The following is a 23,179-nucleotide window of genomic DNA, read 5'->3' as shown; positions in this document are numbered from 1 at the left end:
ACTAAAGCGTACTGGCAGCGCGGCCGATGACATGCTCGAATACGCGCTGGGAGAGGCTTTGCGTACCCCCAGGCCAAGCACCCATAAGAACAAGAGGTTTGCCCATGCGTCCTGCCTACTCCCGCCGTCCCTGGGCTTGCCTGCTGCATGCCGTTGGCCTGACCGTGTTGATGGTGGTGTACCAGCAGATGCAGCTGCCGCTGTACCTCAGCCTTCCCGCGTACCTGTTGCTGGCGCTGTGGCCGTGGCTAGGCCCGTGGGAAACGCCGACCGAGCAGTCCGCTACCCCAGCACAGCAACCGGCCTTCAACGCACTCAGCCAGAACTTGTCGCGCAGCACCTGCCATAACGCGTTGGCCGCCGCGCAGGTGGCCTTTGGCGTGCAGCGCATGGCCGACAAGCTGCAGTCGCAATTGCAAGTCGTGGAGCAGGTCAGCGTCGGCGCCCAGGCCATGACCACCACCGAAGAAGCCAGCGCCCACCGCGCCGAGCAAACTCTGAGCGCCGCCCACGCCGTGCGCGAGCGCAGCGATGAGGGGCAGCAGGCGCTGCAACAGGCCATCGTGCGCATGCAGCAATTGAGCGTGCAGGCCGCCGACAGCCGCGAGTTGATGGATGGCTTGAGCAGCCGCACCGAACAGATCCAGCAAGTCACCCAGGTGATTCAGTCCATCGCCAGCCAGACCAATCTGCTGGCGCTGAACGCCGCCATCGAAGCCGCCCGCGCCGGTGATCAGGGCCGTGGTTTTGCCGTGGTGGCAGACGAAGTGCGCAAGCTCGCCGGGCGCACCGCCGAGGCAACGGAAGAGGTGGCGCAGATCGTCACCGATATCCGTCAGCAGAGCAGTGCGGTGGTCAGCCATATCCAGCAGCAGGCGACTGAGCTGGATCAGGCGGCGGCGCAGGTAGAAGCCAGTGGCGGCCATTTGCTCGGCATTACCGAACTGGCCAGCGATGTGGAAAGCCAGGTGGCATTTATCACCCGCGGCACTGAAAGCAATCACCAGCAATTGGCGGCCTTGTTTGTCGCGCTGGAGCAACTGCGCAGCGACGTGCACGGCAGCGAGGCGCAAACCCGTGAGTTGGCGCAGGCGGCGCAGCGGCTGGTAGGCCAGGCGGAAAGCGTCAGCGAGCAATTGGCGGCCGTGGGGCTGGATGACTACCACCAACGTATCTACGACCTGGCGCGTGAAGGTGCGGCGGCCATCGGCGCGCACTTCGAGGCCGATATTGAAGCTGGGCGAGTGAGCCTCAGCGACCTGTTCGACCGCAAGTACGAGCCCATCGCCAATAGCTTCCCGGCCAAATACCGCACGCGCTTCGATGCCTATGCCGATCAGGTGTTGCCGACGATTCAGGAGCCGCTATTGGCGCGTCACGAAGGCCTGGTGTTTGCCATCGCTAGCACTCCGGAAGGCTATGTGCCGACACATAACCGCGCGTTTAACCATGCGCAAACCGGCGACCGGGCGGTGGATACGCTGAAAAGCCGCAGCAAACGCCTGTTCAACGACCCCACTGGCATTCGCTGCGGCAGCCACCAGCAGGCGCTGTTGTTGCAAACCTATAGCCGCGACACGGGTGAGTTGATGCATGACCTGTCGGTGCCGATTACGGTGCAGGGCCGGCATTGGGGTGGATTGCGGTTGGGTTATCGGCCGCAGGCGTGACGGTGTGTTTCATCCAACCCACCGTCATCCCCGCGTAGGTGGGGACCCAGATTTCTGAATGGAGCGAAGTGCTGCGGCCGGCGCGAGATTCTGGATCCCCGCCTGCGCGGGGATGACGGAGTTAAGGCTGAGTTATGCGCCAGCCTCCGCCACGTCCCGCAACCGCTCGATATCCACAATCTCAATCTCCCCACAGCACTTTGCTTCATCCAACCCACCGTCGTCCCCGCGCAGGCGGGGACCCAGATTTCTGGATGGAGCGAAGTGCTGCGGCCGGCGCGAGATTCTGGATCCCTGCCTGCGCGGGGATGACGGAGTTAAGGCTGAGTTATGCGCCAGCCTGCGCCATCTCACGCAACCGCTGCATATCCACAATCTCAATCTCCCCATAGGTCAAACGCACGATGCCCTGGGCCTGCAGGTCTTTGAGAATCTGGTTGGTGGTCTGCCGGGAAATGGCGAGCATCAGCGCCAGCTGTTCCTGCGCCAGGTGCAGCACCCGACGTGGGTCGCCCTCGCCGTAGTTGTCGGCAATCATCAGCAGCCGCTGCGCCAGGCGCGGGGCGGCGGGCAGCAGGCTGATCTGTTCCAGGGCGATAAATGCCAAGCGCAGTTTCTGGCTCATCAGCAGGCAAAGTCGCGCCAGTACGCCGGCTCACGCTTCAGCAGCGCGGTCAGCGCCTGTTGCGGCACATGCAGCAGCACGGTCGGGCCTTCGGCAAACGCGTCATGGGTGCGCGGCTGGCCGTCGAACAGCGAGATCTCGCCAAACCAGTAGGGCGGCTCCACCAGCGTCAGCAGCGCTTCCTTGCCGTTTATGCTGACTGCGCCCACGCGCATGGCGCCTTCCACCACGGCATACAGCCCGCACGGTTGATCGCCGCGATTGAACAGCCGCTCGCCCGCTTGCAGGCGACGCACCGCCGCCACATTCAGCAACTCGTCCTGCAGTGCCGGCGGCAAGGAGCTGAACCAATGGCCGGTGCGCAGCAGTGGGAGATACGGCAGAGAATGGTCCATGATGTTTCCGTGGGCGGTAGAGGATTTGTCAGCTACCTGACAGAGTTGCAGCTTACCCAACCTGCATGATTCATCCAGCCCGAATAGAGGCAGCCTCCGAGGACATAAGATGAAAACCCTGATCGACCACCTTGCTCAGTACGCCACCTACCACCGTGACCGGCGCAATATCTTCACCCACTTCATTGGCGTGCCGATGATTGCCTTCGCGGTAACCGTGCTGTTGTCCCGCCCAGGTTTCAGCGCGCTCGGCTTTTGGCTGTCGCCGGCCACGCTGTGTGCGTTGGCCTCCGCCGTGTTCTACCTGCGTCTGGACCTGCGCCTTGGTCTGCTGATGAGCGCCTTGCTCGGCCTGAGCCTGTGGGGCGGCGCCAACCTGGCTGCACAGGGCACCATGGTCTGGCTCAGCGCCGGCGTTGGCCTGTTTGTGGTGGGCTGGATCATCCAGTTCGTTGGCCATTACTACGAAGGCCGCAAGCCGGCGTTTGTCGATGACCTGGTCGGCCTGATCGTCGGCCCGCTGTTCGTGGTGGTCGAGTTGCTGTTTCTGGTGGGCATTCGCGATGACGTGCGCGTGGCTATCGAAGAGCGCGCCGGCCCGACGCACATTCGCGGGAAAGACGCGTTGGTGTAATTCAGCGCGATCATCTTTTCCGGGAATCGAGGCTGAAGCCTCTCCCACAGTTGAACACTGTCCCCTGTGGGAGAGGCTTTAGCCTCGATAGCGGTATCAGTTCGAACTCATCAACTGCTCACTCATCGCCCGCGCATGGCGGTCGACGATGGTGGGCGCGAAGGGTCGGCCCGACAGGCTGGTCATCGCCGTCACGCCGCTGTTCATATCCGCCAGCGCCACGCGCAGGTAGCCCCAACGGGTATCCAGTTTCTTCTTCACCGCCGGGTCTGACTCCGGCAACGCGTTCATCTCCCCATCGATTTCCGGCACCAACAAACGCTCGTCCTGACCGATGTACTGGTCGGCGTGCTCGCGCGCCAGTTCCAGGCTGCCGACGTAGGAGCGGAACAGGTACTGCACCGACAAGTACTCCAGCTTCACCGGCAGTTCATCCACCGGCGTGGCCACGCCCAGGCCATGGGCGCTGATCAGGAAATCGCGCAGGGCTTTGCTCAGTTCTTTCTGGTAACCCCACGGCACGTCTTCCTCGTTGGGGCCGAAGGAAACACCGCGTTTTATCTGGGTAACAAGAATCTGCTGCGCGGCACGTAGTTCGGCGCTGGCCTGGGGGGCGCTTTGTACGGCGGCGGCCAACGCAGCGATATCGCTGTCGACTCGTTCGGCGTAGCTGGCCTGAAAGCCTTCACCGCGGTACAGCAGCAGGCTGCCCACCGCGCGGCAGGCCTGCACCTGCATTTGTTCCTGTGGCGTCTGGGCCTGCACGGCCGCTGGCGAGAGTGTGGCGAGTCCGGCCAGCACGCAGCCGAGCACGATATGAAGCATGGACGTACAACGCATACCGAGGTGCTCCTTATTATTTTTGTGTTCTTCCCCGCGCCGTAGGGTACTGCACGGCCGCCCAATGGAAATTAGCCCCAAAGAGTGATTTATGCGGCGTTACGTGACCGAGTGGTCGTTTTTTACCGATGCCATGGGCCGAAAGTGCTACTGATCGCGCCAAGCCTCGGCTGCCGCGACCTCGGCAAGGATGATTGGGGCCAAAAACAGGCGAAAAAAAACCGCTCAACCAAAGGCGGAGCGGTCGGGAAGTAACGTTGACTGAGGAGCTACCGCCATCAACGTCAGGAGAACTGCACGGGGGAGAAATCAGCTGTCTTGCGCGGCCTTCTCGGTCGCCTTTTGTGCGGCAACTGCTTGGGATTGGGCCTCTTGCTGGTGCTGGGCGATTGCAGCATTGCGCGCAACAAACGCAGGCGACTCTTCAGCCTGGCTAACTTGGGCGAAAAACAGCGAACTGGTGGCGAACAGGGCAGTAAAAATCAAAGTGCGTTGCATAGTGTGATCCTCATACGGGCTCATCAATGGAAACGATGGCCAGTGTAATGAGGCAGGAAACGGAGAAAAACCGCACTTTTGGAGATGAGCTGTTACCTGGAATGCAACAGTCGTTCAGGGTGCCCAATGCGCCGGGTTATCCAGAATGGCCTCGTCCTGGGCGAACAATGGCGGCAACTCGGCCTTGAGAAATTCCACCCAGGTTTTGATCTTGGCATCCAGAAACCGCCGCGACGGGTACAGCGCGTAAATATTGCGCTCGCGTAGGCGGTATTGCGGCAGCAGGCGCACCAGGCTGCCGTCCAGCAAGGAGGGGCAGGCCACAAACGAAGGCAGCAGGCAAAAGCCCATACCGGCCTGCGCCGCCTTGGCCAGCGACTCGGCAATATTTACCTGAAACGCTTCGGTGGGCAGCACTTCGTAGCTGCCGTTCGCATCGTCGAGTAGCCAGTTATCCACATACAGCGGGTCGAGCAGGCGCAGGTAGCGGTGCTGGCGGAGGTCGGCCGGGCCTTGCGGTGTGCCGTGCTTTTCCAGGTAGGCCGGCGCGGCGCACAGCACGCTGTACATGGGGCCGAGGTTTTGCGCCACGAGCTGGGAGTCGGGCAGCTCGCGGGCGAAGGCGATGATGACGTCGTGGCCGTCTTCGATGGGGTCGGGGTTACGTTGCGACAGGGTGAGGTCGACCACCACCTGTGGATAACGCTCGGTGTAGCGGGCCACCAGCTGAGTAATGTGCTGCAGGCCCAGGCCGGTCATGGTGTGCACCCGCAGACGACCGCTGGGTATCAGGTGCGCGCCACGGGCTTCGGCGGCGGCTTCGTCCACCTCGCTGAGAATCTGCCGGCAGCGCTGCAAATAGCGTTCGCCGGTTTCGGTCAGGGCCAGGCGGCGGGTGGTGCGGTGCAGCAAGCGCGCCTCGAGCTGTTGCTCAAGCTCCGAGACCAGCCGCGAGACCTGCGCCGTGGACAGGCCCAGCGCCTGAGCCGCGGCGGTAAAGCTACCGGCGTCGATCACCCGGGCGAACACGCGCATGCTTTGTAAGGTGTCCATCACGTCTCCCAACTATTGCGCCCAGCGTAACGCTGCTTCACCAAAGCCGCTGATTATCTGGCTTTGGCGGCAAAATATACTGCCTGCCCTGAGCTGTCACCGCTCGGCTTCGCCGATGCCGGTTCTTTCTCCTTTAACCCCAGCGTTTTTCAGAGGTGCGCATGACTGCGGAGCAGCGCTTTGCTCGCCGCGTGCGGGTCGCCATTGCGGCCTTCGTGCTGTTGTTTGGTTATTTTCTCGCCGCCGACCTGTGGATGCCCATCACCCCGCAGGCCCAGCTGACGCGCCCGGTACTGCGCATTGCGCCACGGGTGAGCGGCCAGGTGCTGGAGATTGCCGTGGGCAACAACGCCCATGTGCAAGCCGGGCAACTGTTGTTTCGCCTTGACCCCGAGCCGTTCCGCCTGGCCGTGCATGCCGCGGAGCTGGCGCAGGAGCAGGCTGAGCAGAACAACCAGCAATTGGACGCGGCCCTGGCCGCCGCCCGCGCCGACCATCAGGCCGCCATGGCCACCGCCAGCGAGTTGCAGCGCGAAGGCGCGCGGCTGGAAAAACTGCTCGCCACCCAGCATGTGTCGCGCCAGCTCTATGAACAAACCACCTCGCAAACCGCGACGGCCCAGGCCAAGGTGGCGTCGGCCAACGCGCGGATCCGCGAGTTGCTGGTGGAGCGGGGCGAGCCGGGCAGCGGCAACCTGGCCCTGCGTCTGGCCCGCAATGCGTTGGAGCAAGCCAAGCTGCAACTGGCCTACAGCGAAGTGCGCGCCGAGCGTAGCGGCACCCTGAGCAACCTGCAGTTATCCACAGGCGCCTATGTGGCGGCCGGCAGTGCAGTGGCAGCATTGGTTGCCGACGAGGCGGATATCAGCGCTGACTTCCGCGAAAAAGCCCTGCGCTATGTGGGCCTGCAAGACCCCGCCTCGGTGGTGTTCGACGGATTGCCCGGCCAGGTATTTTCAGCGACGGTCAGCGCCATCGATGCCGGCGTGAAAGAAGGCCAGCTGGAAGCCAACGGCGACCTCGCCGCCCCCGCCACCTCCGACCGCTGGGTACGCGACGCGCAACGCCAACGCCTGCATGTCGCACTGACCCACGCATTGCCGCAGCCCTTGCCCAGCGGTGCGAAAGCGACGGTGCAGCTGTACCCGCACGACGCACCACTGGCCGCGTTTTTCGGCCGGGTGCAGATCCGTCTGATCAGCCTGCTGCACTACATCTACTAGGCCCTCGCCATGAGCCTGCCCGCTCTCACTGACAATGGCCTGCGCCAATGCCTGCGCATCGCCACGGGCGGCACGCTGGGGTTGTTTATCTGCAAGTTGATGGATTGGGACAACGGCTCGTTTTTCGCCGTGTACCCGATGTTGCTGCTGGGGCTGACGCCGGTGATCAACGCGCACGTGATTCGCCAGTTTCTCGCCCAAGCCTTTTTGGCCTGCCTGGAAGTGCTGCTGATTTACGGCCTGTTCGGCGACCGGCCGTTGCTGATCGTGCCGCTGGTGTTCGCCTCGTTCTTCTGGCGTTTCCGCCTGATGGCGCAGGGGCCGCTCTTTATGTTCGGCGCGCTGGGCTGTGTGTTTCTGTCGATGCTGCTGCACTTTGCCAGCTACCCCGACACGCACCTTTATGACCTGGTGACCAGCAATGTGGTGGCCGCGGTGCAAACGGTGTTGATCGCCTGGCTGATGTTTTTTGTGTTCCCCGATGCCGAGCCGCGGCCAGCCCCCACGCCTGCGGTTAAAGACTTGCCCAGCCAACGGCATGAAGCGCTGCTCGGTGCGTGCATTGCCACGCTATCGTTCATGCTGTTTCAGACCTTCGATTTGCGCGATTCACTGTCGGCGCAGATCGCCTCGATCCTTGTGCTATTTCCCATGCACTGGACCGGCATTCGCTTTGCCGGGCGCATTCGCGCGCTGGGCACGTTATTGGGCTGTGCGGTCGGGTTGGTGTTGCAACTGGTGCTGTACGACCACTACGACGTGCTGCCGCTGGTGACGCTGCTGTATTGGATTGCCACGTTTTGCTGCGCGCGCATCCACGCCCGTGAAGGGGCCCAAGGGGTGGGCTTTGGCGCGCTGACCACGATTGCCATCGTGTTCGGTCAGTACCTGACGCCGAGCCAGGACATGATGTTCAGCCTGGCGTATCGGCTCAGCTCGGTGTGTGCGTCGGTGTTTATCACCTTGCTGGCGGTGTTTGCGTTGCACCGCTTCTTCAACCGCTTTGCCGCGATTCGGCATAGGAGTCATGAGCGGTAGGGCGGGGGAGTTCGATCGCAAAACGAACATCCGTCATCCCTGCGAAGGCAGGGATCCAGAGTCTCAAGGAGCACGGTGTTCGTCACAACGTTCTGGATCCCAGCCTGCGCTGGGATGAAGGTGGTGTGGCGTGAACCCATCAGCTCCCGTCGCGAAACTTGCCCCACACCTGATCCTTGATCGCCGAAGTTTTCTCCGGCAGCACTTCCAGGGCCGCCAGGCGGCGCTTGGTGGCGCGGTCCGGGTACAGGCCCGGTTGGTCACGCAAGGTGGGGTCGAGGAATTCGCGGGCGTCGGCGTTGCCGCTCGGGTACAGCGTTTCGGTGGTGATCTGCGCGGCCACTTTCGGCTGCATCAGGTAGTCGATAAAGCGGTGCGCGAGGTCGGCGCGGCGCGCGCTGCTGGGGATCACCAGGTTGTCGATAAACAGCACCGAGCCTTCATCCGGCACCACAAAGTGCACGTTCTGCCCCGCCGCCGCAGCGCCTAAGGCATCACCCACCCAAGCCAGCGACATGCACAGCTTGCCGGTTTTCAGGTCGTCGATATAACGCTCGCTGTCCACGTATCGCACGTTGTGGCGCACGGCATCGAGCATGCTGCCGCCCTGCTTGATCTGGGTGGACGGGCTGTGGGCCAGGCTGCGGCCCATGTAGTTCATGGCCACCGACATCACTTCATCCGGCGCATCCAGCACGCTGATCCCGCACGTGGCCAGCTTGGCGCTTTGCACCGGGTCGAACAGCAGGCTCCAGCTATTGGGCAATGGCCCGCCAAAGGCTTTCTCGGCCAGCGGCACGTTGATGGCCAGGCCGACGGCGCCCCACAGGTAGGGAATGGCGTAGAGGTTCTGCGGGTCGACGGCGTTTAGCTTGCTCAGCAGCTGTTTGTCCAGGTGCGAGCGGTTGGGCAGGCGGGTCATGTCCAACGGTTGCAGGCGCCCGGCTTTGATCAGCGCTGGCAGGGTGTCATGGGAGGGCACGGCCACGTCGATGGACTCGCCGCTGGCCAGGGCTTTTTCCAGTTCTTCAGCGGTGCTGTAGGTGTGGTAGTCGATATGGATGCCGGTTTCTTTTTCGAAGTCGGCCAGCACTTGCGGGGCGATGTAGTCGTTCCAGTTGTAGACCACCAGCTCGTCGGCCTGGGCGCTCGCGCATGTGACAAGAAGGGATGAGCCAGCAAACAGCAGTGCGGCTAAGAAACGGGGCATGTCGACTTTCCTTAGATGTCGGTTCACAGCATGGGCCGCAGCAACGGCTGCGGCGAATGGAGTTATCGCTCAAATCCTTTACAACTGAGCGAGCCGCGACATGTCTTGTGGTCTCGATGCACGTCTGGGCTGGCCGTGGCACACAAACAACACCGCAGCGCTTGGTCACAGAGCGGCGGTGCAGGCAAAAATTCTGGGGTGAAGCAGCAGATAAAACGACGCCGGCTTGTGCCGGCGTCGAATGGGTACTTACACGGTGTGTAGGTACCAGTTGTACTCGAGGTCCGAAATGGAGTTTTCGAACTCGGCGAGTTCACTCTCTTTACAGGCGACGAAGACGTCGATGTATTTCGGGTCGATATAACGGGCCATGATTTCGCTGTCGTCCAACTCGCGCAGGGCATCACGCAGGTTGTTGGGCAGGCTCTGCTCGTTCTGCTCGTAGGAGTTGCCTTCTACGGGTGCGGGCGGCTCGATCTTGTTGGTCAGGCCGTGGTGCACGCCAGCCAGTACGGCCGACAGCAGCAGGTACGGGTTGGCATCAGCGCCGGCGACACGGTGTTCGATACGCACGGCATCGCGGGTGTCGTTCGGTACGCGAAGCGCAACAGTACGGTTATCAATGCCCCAGCTCGGCGAGTTCGGCACGTAGAACGCGGCACCGAAACGACGGTAGGAGTTGACGTTAGGGCAGAGGAACGCCATCGAGGCCGACATGGTTTCCAGCACACCGCCAATGGCGTGGCGCAGAGCATCGTTCTCTTCTGGTTCATCGGTGGCAAAGATGTTGTTGCCGTCTTTGTCCAGAATCGAGATATGCACATGCAGACCGTTGCCCGCTTGGTTCGGGTACGGCTTGGCCATGAAGGTGGTGTCCATCTCATGGTCGTAGGCGATGTTTTTCACCAGACGCTTGAGCAGCAGGGCGTAGTCGCACGCCTTGATCGGATCGGCCACATGGTGGAGGTTGACTTCGAATTGCGCCGGGGCACTTTCCTTGACGATGGCGTCGGCAGGAATGCCCTGCTCTTTGGCGCCTTCGAGGATGTCTTGCAGGCATTCGGCGTACTCGTCCAGGTCGTCAATCAGATACACCTGGGTAGAGATAGGACGTTTGCCCGACAGCGGCGACAGCGGCGGTTGAGGCCGGCCGTTCACGTTTGCCTGGTCGATCAGGTAAAACTCAAGTTCAAACGCGGCGCAAATAGTAAGGCCCAGTTCGTCGAACTTCGCGACCACCTGCCGCAACACTTCACGCGGGTCGGCGAAGAACGGCTCGCCTTCCATTTCGTGCATGGTCATCAACAGTTGCGCGGTCGGACGCTTCTGCCAAGGCTCATTACACAGAGTGTTGGGAATGGGGTAGCAGATACGGTCGGCATCGCCGATATCCAGACCCAGGCCAGTGCTTTCCACTGTCGAGCCGTTGATATCAAGTGCGAATAAAGAAGCCGGGAGGTTGATGCCGCGTTCGTAAACCTTGTGAAGGCTCGCACGCTCGATGCGCTTGCCGCGCACCACACCATTCATATCTGCAATAAGAAGGTCGACGAACAGGACCTCAGGATGTTCCTTAAGGAACGCGTTCGCTTCGTTAAGCTGAACGGCACGCGGGGGTACCGACATGATGCAACACCTTTATTGTTAAAAATATCAATCATTAGACTGATGGGGTGTGAGTCAATCTTAATCGCCTCAGCCTGTCAATAGTGCCACATTTTGCCCTGAAACGGGGCGCAGTGGCCATTTTTAGGGCGTTTCAGGGCATCTTAACCCCCTTGGCGCCCTTGTCTGGCGCGGCGCTCAGCGGGCCGTGTTAGATTTTTTACATCGCTATTGTGTAAAAAAATGAACAAGGCTAAGCTCCGGTTCAAACCCATAACAGCAATAAAACGGGTGTCCCATGTCGCGCCTGCCGTTAATCGGCGTTACCGCCTGCACCAAGCAGGTCGGCCTCCATCCCTACCATATAGCGGGTGATAAATACGTTCGGGCAGTGGCCGTCGGCGCAGGTGGCCTGCCTCTGATCATTCCATCGCTTGGCGATGTACTCGATCTCGAAGCCCTGCTGGACAGTCTAGACGGCCTGCTTTTAACCGGCTCGCCATCCAACGTAGAACCTCATCTTTATAACGGCCCGGCCAGTGCGCCCGGCACGTTGCATGACCCTGCTCGCGATGCCACCACCCTGCCCCTGATTCGTGCGGCTGTTGCCGCCGGCGTGCCCGTATTCGGTATTTGCCGCGGGTTTCAGGAACTGAACGTGGCGTTCGGCGGCACCCTGCACCAAAAGGTTCACGAAACCGGCACCTTCATGGACCACCGCGAGCCGGAAAACGAGCCCGTGGAAGTCCAATATGCACCTAGTCATCCGCTGCATGTGCAGCCGGGTGGCGTTCTCGCCGGCCTCGGCTTGCCGAGCGAGATTCGCGTCAATTCCATTCATGGCCAGGGCGTTGAACGTCTGGCGCCGGGCCTGCGTGTAGAGGCTCTGGCACCTGACGGACTGATCGAGTCGATCTCGGTCGAGGGCGCGTTGAGCTTTGCTCTCGGGGTGCAGTGGCACCCAGAATGGCAAGTACGCTCCAACCCCGAATACCTCGCCATCTTCCAGGCATTTGGAGATGCCTGTCGCAAGCGGGCGAGTCAACGCTGAGCTTAGCTATATAGCTAGGTTTTCAATCCCCCCTGAGGTTTTTATGAGTACCAAACTCGACCAACTCACCAGTTGGCTGAAAGAGCGCAAGATCACCGAAGTTGAGTGCTTTATTAGTGATCTGAGCGGCATTTCTCGCGGCAAAATTGCTCCAACCAACAAGTTCATCGATGAGAAGGGCATGCGCCTCCCTGAGAGCGTGCTGTTGCAGACCGTCACCGGTGACTACGTGGAAGACGACATTTATTACGACCTGCTCGACCCGGCTGACATCGATATGATCTGCCGCCCGGACGAAAATGCCGTGTTCCTCGTACCGTGGGCTATTGAGCCTACCGCTCAGGTGATCCACGACACCTACGACAAGCAAGGCAACCCGATCGAGTTGTCGCCGCGCAACATCCTTAAAAAGGTGCTCAAGCTCTACGCCGAGAAAGGCTGGCAGCCTATCGTCGCACCGGAGATGGAGTTCTACCTGACCAAGCGTAGCGACGACCCGGACTACCCGTTGCAGGCCCCGATCGGCCGCTCCGGCCGCGCCGAGACTGGTCGCCAGTCGTTCTCCATCGACGCTGCCAACGAATTCGATCCGCTGTTCGAAGACGTGTACGACTGGTGCGAACTGCAAGAGCTGGATCTGGACACCCTGATCCACGAAGACGGCACCGCGCAGATGGAAATCAACTTCCGCCACGGCGATGCCCTGCACCTGGCCGACCAGATCATCATCTTCAAGCGCACCATGCGTGAAGCCGCGCTCAAACATAATGTGGCCGCCACCTTTATGGCCAAGCCCATGACCGGCGAGCCTGGCAGCGCGATGCACCTGCACCAGAGCATCATCGACATCGCCACCGGCAAGAGCATCTTCTCCAACGAAGACGGCACCATGAGCCAGCTGTTCCTGCACCACATCGGTGGTCTGCAGAAATACATCCCTGAGCTGTTGCCGCTGTTCGCGCCCAACGTCAACTCGTTCCGCCGCTTCCTGCCCGATACCTCGGCGCCGGTAAACGTGGAGTGGGGCGAAGAGAACCGCACCGTGGGCCTGCGGGTTCCGGACGCCTCGCCGCAAAACCGTCGGGTGGAAAATCGCCTGCCGGGTGCCGACGCCAACCCGTACATCGCCATCGCCGCCAGCCTGCTGTGCGGTTACATCGGTATGGTTGAGCAGCTGAACCCGAGCGCCCAGGTTAAAGGCCGTGGCTACGAGCGCCGCAACCTGCGCCTGCCGCTGACCATCGAAGACGCCCTGGAACGCATGGAAAACTCCAAGACCGTCGAGAAGTACCTGGGCAACAAGTTTGTCAGCGGTTACATCGCCGTGAAGCGTGCCGAGCACGAGAACTTCAAGCGCGTAATCAGCTCCTGGGAACGCGAGTTCCTGCTGCTCTCGGTTTAATCAGAGACTCACCAGGCCCGGCACACGCCGGGCCTGTTTGAATTGAGGTTTGCAATGACCAGCCCGTTGAAAAATCCACAGACTCGCCAGTGGCAAGAACTGAGCAACAACCATCACCTGGCGCCGTTCAGTGACTATAAACAGCTGAAGGAAGTGGGCCCGCGCATCATCACCCGTGCCGATGGCGTGTACCTGTGGGATAGCGAAGGCAACAAGATTCTCGACGCCATGGCCGGCCTCTGGTGCGTAGCTATCGGCTACGGCCGTGACGAACTGGCCGATGCCGCCGCCAAGCAGATGAAAGAGCTGCCGTTCTACAACACCTTCTTTATGACCGCGCACCCGCCGGTGCTGGAGCTGGCCAAGGTCATCGCTGACCTGGCGCCGCCGCACATGAACCACGTGTTTTTTACCGGTTCGGGCTCCGAAGGTAACGACACCATGCTGCGTATGGTCCGTCATTACTGGCAGGTGAAAGGCAAGCCGCAGAAGAAAGTCATCATCGGTCGCCTCAATGGCTACCACGGCTCCACCGTAGCCGGTGCTGCACTGGGCGGTATGCAAGGCATGCACGAACAGGCCGGAACCTTGCCGGACATCGTGCATATTCCGCAGCCGTACTGGTTCGGTGAAGGCGGCGATATGAGCCCGGCCGAGTTCGGTATCTGGGCCGCTGATCAGCTGGAAAAGAAAATTCTCGAAGTCGGCGAAGACAAAGTTGCCGCCTTTATTGCCGAGCCGATCCAGGGCGCCGGCGGCGTGATCGTGCCGCCTGACACCTACTGGCCGCGCGTGCGTGAAATCCTCGCCAAGTACGACATCCTGTTCGCCGCCGACGAAGTGATCTGTGGCTTTGGCCGCACCGGCGAGTGGTTCGGTAGCGACTATTACGGCAATACCCGGACCTCATGACCATCGCCAAGGGCCTGACCTCCGGTTACATCCCCATGGGTGGCCTGATCGTCAGCGACAAAGTGGCCGACGTTATTAATGAAGGCGGCGATTTCAACCACGGTTTTACCTACTCCGGGCACCCGGTAGCGGCAGCCGTCGCGCTGGAAAACCTGCGGATTATTCGCGAGGAAAAAATTCTCGAGAAGGTTCGAGCCGAAACGGCACCGTATTTGCAAAAGCGTTTGCGTGAGCTCGCGGATCACCCGTTGGTGGGTGAGGTGCGCGGTCTTGGGATGCTGGGCGCGATCGAGTTGGTGAAGAACAAAAAGACCCGCGAGCGGTTCGAGGGTAAGGGCGTTGGCATGATCTGCCGCGGCCATTGCTTCAACAACGGTCTGATCATGCGCGCTGTAGGCGACACCATGATCATTGCGCCGCCGCTGGTAATCAGCAAAGCAGAAATCGATGAGCTGGTGGAAAAGGCACGCAAGTGTCTGGACCTAACCGCCAGTGCAGTACTCGGTTAAGTAGTTGTGGGCAAGCGCTCTGACACGGGAAATATCGCGTTAGAGCGCGTTGAAAAGTTGTAAACCCGCGCTGGTCCTTGCCAGACTGCACGGTGCGTTGGCCAGGCTCACCGAAGGGTGGCCGCCAAGGGGTTGGATGCAACAACCCGAAAGCAAACGCCACTGTTCGGATAACTAAATAAAACAGGAGCTGTACGCATGAAAACATTCGGCAAGTCCTTTCTCGCGTTGTCCTTGTTGGGATTGATGGCCGGCGCGGTTCAGGCCGATGACAAAGTGCTGCACGTTTACAACTGGTCCGATTACATCGCCCCGGACACCGTTGAAAAGTTCACCAAAGAGACCGGCATCAAAGTGGTCTACGACGTGTACGACAGCAACGAAGTGCTCGAAGCCAAATTGCTGGCCGGCAAGTCGGGTTATGACATCGTGGTTCCGTCCAACTCCTTCCTGGCCAAACAGATCAAAGCCGGCGTTTATCAGCCGCTTGATCGCGCCAAGCTGCCGAACTACAAGAACCTCAACCCTGAGCTGATGAAGACCCTGGAAATCAGTGACCCGGGCAACAAGTTCGCCATTCCTTACCTGTGGGGCACCATCGGTATCGGCTACAACGTCGACAAGGTCAAAGCCATCCTGGGCGACAACGCTCCGGTGGATTCCTGGGACCTGGTGTTCAAGCCAGAGAACATGGCCAAGCTGAAAGAGTGCGGCGTGAGCTTCCTCGATTCGCCGACCGAAATGCTCCCGGCCGCCTTGCACTACCTGGGCTACAAGCCAGACAGCCAAGACCCGAAAGAGCTGGCCGCTGCCGAAGCACTGTTCCTCAAAGTGCGTCCTTCGACCACCTACTTCCACTCGTCCAAGTACATCTCGGACCTGGCCAACGGCAACATCTGCGTAGCCGTCGGTTACTCGGGTGACATCTACCAAGCCAAGTCCCGCGCTGCTGAAGCGAAGAACAAGGTGAATGTTGGCTACAACATTCCGAAAGAAGGCGCTGGCGCATTCTTCGACACCGTGGCCATTCCGAAAGATGCTGAAAACCCGGAAGGCGCTCTGAAGTTCATCAACTTCCTGCTCAAGCCGGAAATCATTGCTGAAATCAGCGACGAGGTGTCCTACCCGAACGGCAACTCCGCAGCCACTCCGTTGGTAAGCGAAGAAATCCGTAAAGACCCGGGCATCTACCCAAGCGACGACGTAATGAAAAAGCTGTACGCGTTCCCTGACCTTCCGGCCAAGGTTCAGCGTTTGATGACTCGCTCCTGGACCAAGATCAAGTCCGGCAAGTAATCAAAAAGACACCTCCGGCGGCGCAATCTGCCGGAGGCCCGTCCGGGGCCTTGGGGCTCACGGTTTCAAGTAGATGTATTGCTCAGTAGTTGAAGTGCCGGGCTCTAAGCAGTTGGCGTTTGCAGTTTTTTGCGCCCTGGAATTGTTATTTGGCCCCTGTTTACCCGCCGTTATGGCAGGAAAAACGCGGACCAAGCGGTAACCAACTGGCCACCGTTGATGGCCATAGTGATCTAACAAAAATGAGGATGGACATGTGCGAATTCCCTTCCGCAAAACCCTGATAAGCGCGCTAGCCTTGTTGGGCTTCAGCGCCCTGGCTCAGGCCGAACAGACAGTGCATGTCTACAACTGGACCGACTACATCGGCGAAACCACCCTGGCGGACTTCCAGAAAGCCACCGGGATCAAACCGGTCTACGACGTCTTCGACTCCAACGAAACCCTCGAAGGCAAAATGCTCGCTGGCCACACTGGCTACGACGTTGTAGTGCCCTCGAACAACTTCTTGTCCAAGCAGATCAAGGCCGGCGTGTTCCAGAAACTCGACCGCAGCCAACTGCCCAATTTCAGTAACCTGGATCCCAAGTTGCTCAAGCAACTGGAAAAGAGCGATCCGGGCAATCTGTACGCTGTGCCGTACCTGTGGGGTACCAATGGCATCGGCTACAACGTAGCGAAAATCAAAAAGGCGTTGGGCGTCGACCATATCGATTCCTGGGCCATGCTGTTCGAACCCGAGAACATCAAGAAGCTGAGCCAATGCGGCGTCGCTTTCCTCGACTCGCCGGATGAAATGTTCCCGGCCGTGCTGAACTACATGGGCCTGGACCCAAACAGCACCAACCCAGAAGATTACAAAAAGGCTGAAGCCAAACTGTTGGCCGTTCGCCCTTACGTCACCTACTTCCACTCCTCGAAATACATCTCGGACCTGGCCAACGGCGATATCTGCATCGCGGCCGGCTTCTCCGGCGATATCTTCCAGGCCGCTTCGCGCGCCAAGGAAGCCGGCAAAGGCATCGAGATCGCCTACTCCATTCCCAAAGAGGGCGGCAACCTGTGGTTCGACATGCTCGCCATTCCGGCTGACGCACCGAACGCCAAACAGGCCCACGCCTTTATCAATTACCTGCTGGACCCCAAGGTGATCTCGCCGATCAGCGAGTACGTCGGTTACGCCAACCCAAACAGCAAAGCTGATGCGGTGATGGATCAAGAGCTGCGTAACGATCCTGCGGTTTACCCACCGCAAGAGGTGCTCGACCACCTTTACGTGTCCGTGCCGTTGCCGCCAAAACTGCAACGCATCGAGACCCGCTCCTGGACGAAGATCAAGTCCGGCAAGTAAGTGCGCCCTGCGCTAGTAACCCAGTAATCACCTGACCCCGTCAGGTGACGATGAAAAAAGGCCGGCCCGTAGTGGGCTGGCCCTCAAAATAAAGTTGGGAGTTTTGTAATGGCAGTTGCCTCCGGCGCCTACAAGAAAGCCCTCGAGGGCGACCAGAAACCTAAAGAGGTTTTGGTCAAAATCGATCGGGTGACCAAGAAGTTCGACGAGACGATTGCAGTGGACGATGTGTCCCTGACAATCAACAAAGGCGAAATTTTCGCCCTGCTCGGCGGCTCCGGGTCGGGTAAATCCACCTTGCTGCGGATGCTGGCAGGCTTTGAACGCCCAACCGAGGGACGGATTTTCCTCGACGGCCAAGACATCACCGATATGCCGCCCTACGAGCGGCCGATCAACATGATGTTCCAGTCCTATGCGCTGTTCCCGCACATGACCGTGGCGCAGAACATCGCCTTCGGTCTGAAGCAGGACCGCATGTCCAAGACTGAAATCGACGACCGCGTGGCCGAGATGCTCAAGCTGGTACAGATGAGCCAGTACGCCAAGCGCAAGCCGCACCAGCTGTCCGGTGGTCAACGTCAGCGCGTGGCCCTGGCCCGTTCGCTGGCCAAGAGCCCGAAACTGCTGCTGCTCGATGAGCCCATGGGCGCCCTGGACAAAAAGCTGCGTTCGCAAATGCAGCTCGAGTTGGTGGAAATCATCGAGCGCGTTGGCGTGACCTGCGTGATGGTGACCCACGACCAGGAAGAGGCCATGACCATGGCCGAGCGCATCGCCATCATGCACCTGGGCTGGATCGCGCAGATCGGTAGCCCGATCGACATCTACGAAACCCCAACCAGCCGCATGGTCTGCGAGTTCATCGGTAACGTGAACCTGTTCGACGGCCGTGTGGTTGAAGACATGGAAGGCCACGCCCTGATCGCCAGCCCGGATCTGGAACGTGCCATCTATGTAGGCCACGGCGTGACCACCTCGGTGCAGGACAAGCAAATCACCTACGCCATTCGCCCGGAAAAACTGCTGGTCACCACCGAAATGCCGACCTGCGAATACAACTGGTCGCGCGGCAAGGTGCATGACATCGCATACCTGGGTGGTCACTCGGTGTTCTACGTGCAACTGCCAAGCGGCAAGATCGTGCAATCGTTCGTAGCCAACGCCGAACGTCGCGGCGCGCGTCCTACCTGGGGCGACGAAGTGTACGTGTGGTGGGAAGACGATAGCGGGGTCGCGTTGCGCTCATGAACAGAAAACTAAAACGGTATATGCCCACGGGCAGGACCGCCGTAATCGGCGTGCCGTTCCTGTGGCTCTTCCTGTTCTTCATGCTGCCGTTCTTCATCGTTCTGAAGATCAGCTTTGCAGAAGCAGACGTCGCCATTCCGCCGTACACCGAAATCTACTCCTTCGTGGAGCAGAAGCTGCAGGTGATCCTCAACCTGGGCAACTACGTGATGCTCAGCGAGGACGAGCTGTATATCTCGGCCTACCTCGGCTCGCTGAAGATGGCCTTTATCAGCACCGTGCTGTGTCTGTTTATCGGTTTCCCCATGGCCTACGGCATTGCCCGCGCCAACAAGGACACCCAGACCGTTCTGCTGCTGCTGATCATGATGCCGACCTGGACGGCGATCCTTATCCGCGTATATGCGTGGATGGGCATTCTCAGCAACAACGGTTTGCTTAACGCGTTTCTGCTGTACATCGGCGTGATCAACGAGCCGCTGCAGATCCTCAACACGAACCTCGCGGTGTATATCGGCGTTGTGTATTCGTACCTGCCGTTTATGGTGCTGCCGCTGTTCGCCAACCTGGTGAAACACGACCTGTCGTTGCTCGAAGCGGGCTCGGACCTGGGTTCGACCAACCTCAACAACTTCTGGAAAATCACCGTACCGCTGGCCAAGAACGGCATCATCGCCGGCTGCATGCTGGTGTTCATTCCGGTAGTAGGTGAGTTCGTGATTCCGGAACTGTTGGGCGGCCCGGAAACCCTGATGATCGGTAAGGTGTTGTGGCAAGAGTTCTTCAACAACCGCGACTGGCCGGTGGCATCTGCTCTGGCGGTAGTGATGTTGGCGATCCTGATTGTGCCCATCATTCTGTTCAACCGTAGCCAAGCCAAAGAACTGGAGGGCAAAGCATGAAGCGCTTCAGTTTCTCAAACGTAATGCTGGTGTTGGGTCTGCTGTTTATCTACATGCCGATGGTGATTCTGGTCATCTACTCCTTCAACGCCTCCAAGCTGGTAACGGTATGGGGTGGTTGGTCGGTGAAGTGGTATGTGGGCTTGCTGGACAACACCCAACTGATGAACTCGGTGGGCCGCTCGCTGGAAATCGCCTTCTACACCGCGATTTCCGCCGTAGTGCTCGGCACCCTGGCGGCGTTCGTACTCACCCGTATCACCCGCTTCAAGGGTCGCACCTTGTTCGGTGGTCTGGTGACAGCACCGCTGGTAATGCCGGAAGTGATCACCGGTCTGTCGCTGTTGCTGCTGTTCGTGGCGATGGCGCAGATGATCGGCTGGCCGCAAGAGCGTGGCATCTTCACCATCTGGATCGCCCACACCACCTTCTGCGCCTCTTACGTGGCAGTAGTGGTTTCGGCGCGCTTGCGTGAGCTGGATATGTCCATCGAAGAAGCGGCCATGGACCTGGGCGCCAAGCCCTGGAAAGTGTTCATGCTGATCACCATCCCGATGATCGCACCGTCGCTGGCAGCGGGCGGCATGATGTCCTTCGCCCTGTCGCTGGACGACCTGGTGTTGGCCAGCTTCGTGTCGGGCCCGGGTTCCACCACCCTGCCGATGGAAGTGTTCTCCGCCGTGCGTCTGGGCGTGAAACCGGAGATCAACGCCGTGGCCAGCTTGATTCTGCTGGTGGTGTCGATCTTCACCTTCCTGGTCTGGTTCTTTAGCCGCAAGGCAGAGAAGCGTCGCTTGAAAGCGATTCAGCAGGCTATGGATGAGACTACTGGGGCGGCCAACTTGGCTGGGCCGGATAGTCGTCGTGATCCGTCGCAGCAACATGCACCGGCTTGATTGAGCGGTAATAAAAAAACGCCCTTCGGGGCGTTTTTTTATGGCCCGAACCGGAACTCGTAGGATGGGTAGAGCGTAGCGAAACCCATCGCGCCTGGCGCACCATCGTGATGGGTTTCGCTTGCAGCTCTACCCATCCTACGGTCCTCCCGCAAGCAGGCGAAAAGCGGCACTAACTCCGATTGGTTCCCCTCTCCCGCGTGCGGGAGAGGGGCTAGGGGTGAGGGCCGGATCCAACGCAGAATTGCGCCCATAAAAAAGCCCCGCATCCGCGGGGCTTTTTCATTGCTGCAACCTTACTTCGCCGGCACCAGCTTCAACGTGCCCTTGGTATTGGCCGCCACTTCGCTTTCTTCGAAATGCTGCGGCACATACCCACCCGTGACGTAGGTTTGCGCCTGGTCGGAGTAGTGCGCGTCAAACGGCACGCCACTCTGACCCACCGGGTTGATCCCCAGGCTGTGCGCCGGGTCTGCGAAGTCGATCAGGCGGCGCGTGGACGGCCCGTAGATCACGCCCCACGGTGCCGGACCCACCGGCGCGCTGAGGTTGTTCGGCACTTCGTGGCCGCCCGGTGCCGCGAATGGGCCGACGTTGAAAATCTTGTCCAACGGCTTCTGCGCACCCAGTGGATGGCCATGGGTCAGGGTGTGCAGCTTGCCCCATTTCCAGGCTTTCGGGTCGTCGCCAGCGGTGGCTTTGAGGTGCGCAATGGTCGCTTGCCACGCCGCCTTCACGGTATCGGCACGGGTTTCCTTGGCTGGCGTTGCGCGGTTGTCCCACCACGGCGAATCGGCATCGGCAGCCAGCACCGGCAACGCGACGTCGAGGGAGCGGGTGGCGATCAGGTTGGTGAAGAAGGCATCGCCCAGTTCGTCGTGCAGCGCGCTGTCGGCCAGTTGGAAGAGGAACTGGTTAAACACCGAGGCGCTCACCGAATCCAGCGAGTAGTCGCCTTTCCAGGTGCTCAGCTGTTCCAGCAGGGCCAGTTCTTGCGGGTCGGTGACCACGGTACGCAGCACCGGCAGCAGCGGCTTGAGCACACGGTTGCTGTACTCGGTGGCGGTATCCAGTTGCAGCGCCTGGCTGTTTTCCAGGTTCCACTTCACGCTGTTGTCGGCCAGGTGCGAGTTGATGCGCGCGCCACGGTCGGCCAGGTTGTAGTAGCCCGGCACTTCCATGCCGGTGGGCGATACCGGCTGGAAGTTGGCCGACACGATATAGCCGCGTGCCGGGTTCTCTTCCTGCGGGTTGGCGCTAAACGGGTAGAAGCCGGTCTTGTCGGCCTCGTGGGTGCTGCCGTCGAGGATAAAGGTCGGGTTGACGCCTTCCGGGCGAACCGGCAATTGCGCCGCGGCCCACCAGCCGATATCGCCTTTGGCGTTGGCCCACACCAGGTTCAGACCCGGGCTGTGAATCTCGGCCCCGGCATGGCGCATTTTCTCGATGGTGTCGGCGCGGTTCAGGTCATAGAAGCCCTGCAGAATCGGGTTCTCGGTTTCCAGAAAAGCCCACCACATGGCGATCGGCGTTTTGCCGGCAGCGGCGGCGCCGAGGGCGTCGTTGATGATCGGGCCGTGGGGCGACTGGCGCAGGGTAAGTTTCACTGGCGCGGCGTCTTTGACCTTGATCTCTTCTTCGCGGGTTTGCAGGTCTACCCACTGGCCGTTGGACCAGACCTGGTTGGCGTTGTCCGGGTTGACCTTCTCGGCCACCAGGTCGATGTCGTCGTTCTGGAACATGGTCAGGCTCCAGCCGAAATCCATGTTGTGACCCAAGGATGCAAACGGGTTGAGCGCCTGGTGGTGGCCATACAGCTCAAAGCCCGGCGCCGACAATTGCGCCTCGTACCACACCGCCGGTACGGCGAAGCGAATATGCGGGTCGCCGGCCAGCAGCGGTTTGCCGCTCTGGGTGCGGCTGCCGGAAATGGTCCAGGCGTTGCTGCCTTCGAATTGCGGCAGGCCGGCGTCCACCAGCGCGTCGTGGCTGATGCGGGCGATGGCGTTGAGGTCTTTCCAGTCGTTGCTGGCCAGGGCGGCCTGGCCGATGGCGCCTTCGGGTTTCCAGTTCAGGTCGAAAATCTTCAGGTAATCGGCGCCGAGTTCGTCACGCACATAGGTCATCACCGGCTCGGTGCGGAACGCGGCGGCAAAGCTGTAGGCCATATAGCCGGCGACACTCATGGTGTCTTCGGCGGTGAAGGGGCGCGGCTTGATGCCCAGCAGGTCGAACTCGATGGGTTTCGGGTGGGTGTCCTGGAATTGGTTGACGCCATCCAGGTACGCCTCCAGCGCCTTGTAGGCGGGGGTCTGGTGGTCGAGCTTGGGCACGTATTCGTCGGCGTGTTCGCGGATGCGCAGGGTGCGGAACAGGCGGTCGGTGTCCACCAGCTTGGCGCCGAGCACTTCGGCCAGTTCGCCCCGGGCCAGACGGCGGAGCATTTCCATCTGGAACAGCCGGTCCTGGGCGTGCACATAGCCCAGCGCGCGGTACATATCCGCCTCGTTCTGCGCCTTGATATGCGGCACGCCGCGTTCGTCGTAACGCACACTGACGGCCCCATCCAGATGCGCCAGTTGTACCTGGCCATCGCGCATCGGCTGTTTGCTGTGGATATACCAGGTGGCGCCAGCGGCAACGGCGGCTACCACCACGGCGAGGGCGGTCAGGGTGCGTTTCATTGAAGTGTCCTTATTGTTATGGCGCGGCTCTACGGCTGGGCGCGCGAACTGCATTTTGCGCAGCACCGTCGTTCATCGGCATTGACCATAGGCCGCAATGGTGAAAGTCTCTGGTCAATCCTGTTCACTGCCAA

The 23,179-nt window shown here is 60.3% G+C and carries 17 protein-coding genes and 2 pseudogenes; 12 read left to right on the top strand and 7 right to left on the bottom strand.

Annotated elements, in window-relative coordinates; all coding sequences use genetic code 11:
- The first annotated feature begins 26 nt into the window (after positions 1-26).
- A complete protein-coding gene (locus tag AC0V2S_RS06720; RefSeq protein ID WP_475509067.1) occupies positions 27-1,670 on the top strand; it encodes a methyl-accepting chemotaxis protein in 1,644 nt (547 codons plus the stop codon).
- 328 nt (positions 1,671-1,998) lie between these two features.
- Here AC0V2S_RS06720 and AC0V2S_RS06715 read toward each other — a convergent pair.
- Positions 1,999-2,690, bottom strand: a pseudogene (locus tag AC0V2S_RS06715) (Crp/Fnr family transcriptional regulator).
- Positions 2,691-2,799: 109 nt separating this feature from the next.
- Between AC0V2S_RS06715 and AC0V2S_RS06710 the strand changes: the two are divergent.
- On the top strand, positions 2,800-3,324 hold the full coding sequence (locus AC0V2S_RS06710; protein WP_475509066.1) for an Mpo1 family 2-hydroxy fatty acid dioxygenase: 525 nt from the start codon (positions 2,800-2,802) through the stop codon (positions 3,322-3,324).
- 96 nt (positions 3,325-3,420) lie between these two features.
- Here AC0V2S_RS06710 and AC0V2S_RS06705 read toward each other — a convergent pair whose 3' ends face one another.
- From AC0V2S_RS06705 to AC0V2S_RS06695, 3 genes are all read right to left on the bottom strand, one after another.
- A complete protein-coding gene (locus AC0V2S_RS06705) occupies positions 3,421-4,164 on the bottom strand; it encodes a hypothetical protein (RefSeq protein ID WP_475509065.1) in 744 nt (247 codons plus the stop codon).
- Between the two features lie 309 nt (positions 4,165-4,473).
- A complete protein-coding gene (locus AC0V2S_RS06700; protein WP_475509064.1) occupies positions 4,474-4,662 on the bottom strand; it encodes a hypothetical protein in 189 nt (62 codons plus the stop codon).
- 114 nt (positions 4,663-4,776) lie between these two features.
- Positions 4,777-5,715: a LysR family transcriptional regulator gene (locus AC0V2S_RS06695; RefSeq protein WP_475509063.1), complete on the bottom strand. Its 939-nt coding sequence runs from the start codon at positions 5,713-5,715 to the stop codon at positions 4,777-4,779.
- A gap of 161 nt (positions 5,716-5,876) precedes the next feature.
- Here AC0V2S_RS06695 and AC0V2S_RS06690 point away from each other — a divergent pair, with 161 nt between their 5' ends.
- A complete protein-coding gene (locus tag AC0V2S_RS06690) occupies positions 5,877-6,938 on the top strand; it encodes an HlyD family secretion protein (protein ID WP_475509062.1) in 1,062 nt (353 codons plus the stop codon).
- A gap of 9 nt (positions 6,939-6,947) precedes the next feature.
- Entirely contained in the window at positions 6,948-7,976 is a 1,029-nt protein-coding gene (locus AC0V2S_RS06685) for a DUF2955 domain-containing protein (RefSeq protein WP_475509061.1), read from the top strand.
- Between the two features lie 139 nt (positions 7,977-8,115).
- On the opposite strand, the gene AC0V2S_RS06680 is transcribed toward AC0V2S_RS06685, so the two are convergent.
- A complete protein-coding gene (locus AC0V2S_RS06680) occupies positions 8,116-9,186 on the bottom strand; it encodes an extracellular solute-binding protein (RefSeq protein ID WP_475509060.1) in 1,071 nt (356 codons plus the stop codon).
- Between the two features lie 249 nt (positions 9,187-9,435).
- Positions 9,436-10,812 carry a glutamine synthetase family protein gene (locus AC0V2S_RS06675; RefSeq protein ID WP_475509059.1) on the bottom strand — a complete coding sequence of 459 codons (1,377 nt, stop codon included), beginning with the start codon at positions 10,810-10,812 and terminating at the stop codon, positions 9,436-9,438.
- 277 nt (positions 10,813-11,089) lie between these two features.
- Here AC0V2S_RS06675 and AC0V2S_RS06670 point away from each other — a divergent pair, with 277 nt between their 5' ends.
- From AC0V2S_RS06670 to AC0V2S_RS06635, 8 genes and pseudogenes are all read left to right on the top strand, one after another.
- On the top strand, positions 11,090-11,842 hold the full coding sequence (locus AC0V2S_RS06670) for a gamma-glutamyl-gamma-aminobutyrate hydrolase family protein (protein WP_475509058.1): 753 nt from the start codon (positions 11,090-11,092) through the stop codon (positions 11,840-11,842).
- A 43-nt stretch (positions 11,843-11,885) separates the two neighbouring features.
- The gene (locus AC0V2S_RS06665) at positions 11,886-13,244 is read left to right on the top strand and encodes a glutamine synthetase family protein (protein ID WP_475509057.1); all 1,359 of its coding nucleotides are present in this window, start codon (positions 11,886-11,888) and stop codon (positions 13,242-13,244) included.
- A 54-nt stretch (positions 13,245-13,298) separates the two neighbouring features.
- Positions 13,299-14,665: pseudogene (locus AC0V2S_RS06660) on the top strand (aspartate aminotransferase family protein).
- A gap of 198 nt (positions 14,666-14,863) precedes the next feature.
- Positions 14,864-15,961 (top strand): extracellular solute-binding protein, encoded by a 1,098-nt coding sequence (locus tag AC0V2S_RS06655; RefSeq protein ID WP_475509056.1) that lies wholly within the window; start codon positions 14,864-14,866, stop codon positions 15,959-15,961.
- A 256-nt stretch (positions 15,962-16,217) separates the two neighbouring features.
- Entirely contained in the window at positions 16,218-17,312 is a 1,095-nt protein-coding gene (locus tag AC0V2S_RS06650) for a polyamine ABC transporter substrate-binding protein (RefSeq protein ID WP_475509055.1), read from the top strand.
- Between the two features lie 108 nt (positions 17,313-17,420).
- Positions 17,421-18,563 carry a polyamine ABC transporter ATP-binding protein gene (potA, locus tag AC0V2S_RS06645; RefSeq protein WP_475509054.1) on the top strand — a complete coding sequence of 381 codons (1,143 nt, stop codon included), beginning with the start codon at positions 17,421-17,423 and terminating at the stop codon, positions 18,561-18,563.
- 20 nt (positions 18,564-18,583) lie between these two features.
- Complete coding sequence (locus tag AC0V2S_RS06640) at positions 18,584-19,465, top strand: ABC transporter permease subunit (protein ID WP_475509053.1); 882 nt, start codon at positions 18,584-18,586, stop codon at positions 19,463-19,465.
- A complete protein-coding gene (locus AC0V2S_RS06635) occupies positions 19,462-20,361 on the top strand; it encodes an ABC transporter permease subunit (protein ID WP_475509052.1) in 900 nt (299 codons plus the stop codon). The genes AC0V2S_RS06640 and AC0V2S_RS06635 overlap by 4 nt, the downstream gene beginning before the upstream one ends.
- 296 nt (positions 20,362-20,657) lie before the next feature.
- Here AC0V2S_RS06635 and AC0V2S_RS06630 read toward each other — a convergent pair whose 3' ends face one another.
- Positions 20,658-23,045: a penicillin acylase family protein gene (locus AC0V2S_RS06630; protein WP_475509051.1), complete on the bottom strand. Its 2,388-nt coding sequence runs from the start codon at positions 23,043-23,045 to the stop codon at positions 20,658-20,660.
- Positions 23,046-23,179: the final 134 nt, after the last annotated feature.

Source organism: Pseudomonas sp. CC11G (genome assembly GCF_056174845.1).
The sequence above is the reverse complement of the archived record's forward strand: the minus strand, read 5'-3'. Positions and strand labels throughout refer to the sequence as shown.

What these genes read in the sequence shown, in the direction of transcription:
- AC0V2S_RS06665 (WP_475509057.1), top strand. Translation starts at nt 11,886, where the DNA reads ATGAGTACCAAACTCGACCAACTCACCAGTTGGCTGAAAGAGCGCAAG.
- AC0V2S_RS06695 (WP_475509063.1), bottom strand. Translation starts at nt 5,715, where the DNA reads ATGGACACCTTACAAAGCATGCGCGTGTTCGCCCGGGTGATCGACGCC.
- AC0V2S_RS06640 (WP_475509053.1), top strand. Translation starts at nt 18,584, where the DNA reads ATGCCCACGGGCAGGACCGCCGTAATCGGCGTGCCGTTCCTGTGGCTC.
- AC0V2S_RS06690 (WP_475509062.1), top strand. Translation starts at nt 5,877, where the DNA reads ATGACTGCGGAGCAGCGCTTTGCTCGCCGCGTGCGGGTCGCCATTGCG.
- AC0V2S_RS06680 (WP_475509060.1), bottom strand. Translation starts at nt 9,186, where the DNA reads ATGCCCCGTTTCTTAGCCGCACTGCTGTTTGCTGGCTCATCCCTTCTT.
- AC0V2S_RS06670 (WP_475509058.1), top strand. Translation starts at nt 11,090, where the DNA reads ATGTCGCGCCTGCCGTTAATCGGCGTTACCGCCTGCACCAAGCAGGTC.
- AC0V2S_RS06635 (WP_475509052.1), top strand. Translation starts at nt 19,462, where the DNA reads ATGAAGCGCTTCAGTTTCTCAAACGTAATGCTGGTGTTGGGTCTGCTG.
- AC0V2S_RS06630 (WP_475509051.1), bottom strand. Translation starts at nt 23,045, where the DNA reads ATGAAACGCACCCTGACCGCCCTCGCCGTGGTGGTAGCCGCCGTTGCC.
- AC0V2S_RS06700 (WP_475509064.1), bottom strand. Translation starts at nt 4,662, where the DNA reads ATGCAACGCACTTTGATTTTTACTGCCCTGTTCGCCACCAGTTCGCTG.
- AC0V2S_RS06705 (WP_475509065.1), bottom strand. Translation starts at nt 4,164, where the DNA reads ATGCGTTGTACGTCCATGCTTCATATCGTGCTCGGCTGCGTGCTGGCC.
- AC0V2S_RS06720 (WP_475509067.1), top strand. Translation starts at nt 27, where the DNA reads ATGACATGCTCGAATACGCGCTGGGAGAGGCTTTGCGTACCCCCAGGC.
- potA (WP_475509054.1), top strand. Translation starts at nt 17,421, where the DNA reads ATGGCAGTTGCCTCCGGCGCCTACAAGAAAGCCCTCGAGGGCGACCAG.
- AC0V2S_RS06655 (WP_475509056.1), top strand. Translation starts at nt 14,864, where the DNA reads ATGAAAACATTCGGCAAGTCCTTTCTCGCGTTGTCCTTGTTGGGATTG.
- AC0V2S_RS06710 (WP_475509066.1), top strand. Translation starts at nt 2,800, where the DNA reads ATGAAAACCCTGATCGACCACCTTGCTCAGTACGCCACCTACCACCGT.
- AC0V2S_RS06675 (WP_475509059.1), bottom strand. Translation starts at nt 10,812, where the DNA reads ATGTCGGTACCCCCGCGTGCCGTTCAGCTTAACGAAGCGAACGCGTTC.
- AC0V2S_RS06685 (WP_475509061.1), top strand. Translation starts at nt 6,948, where the DNA reads ATGAGCCTGCCCGCTCTCACTGACAATGGCCTGCGCCAATGCCTGCGC.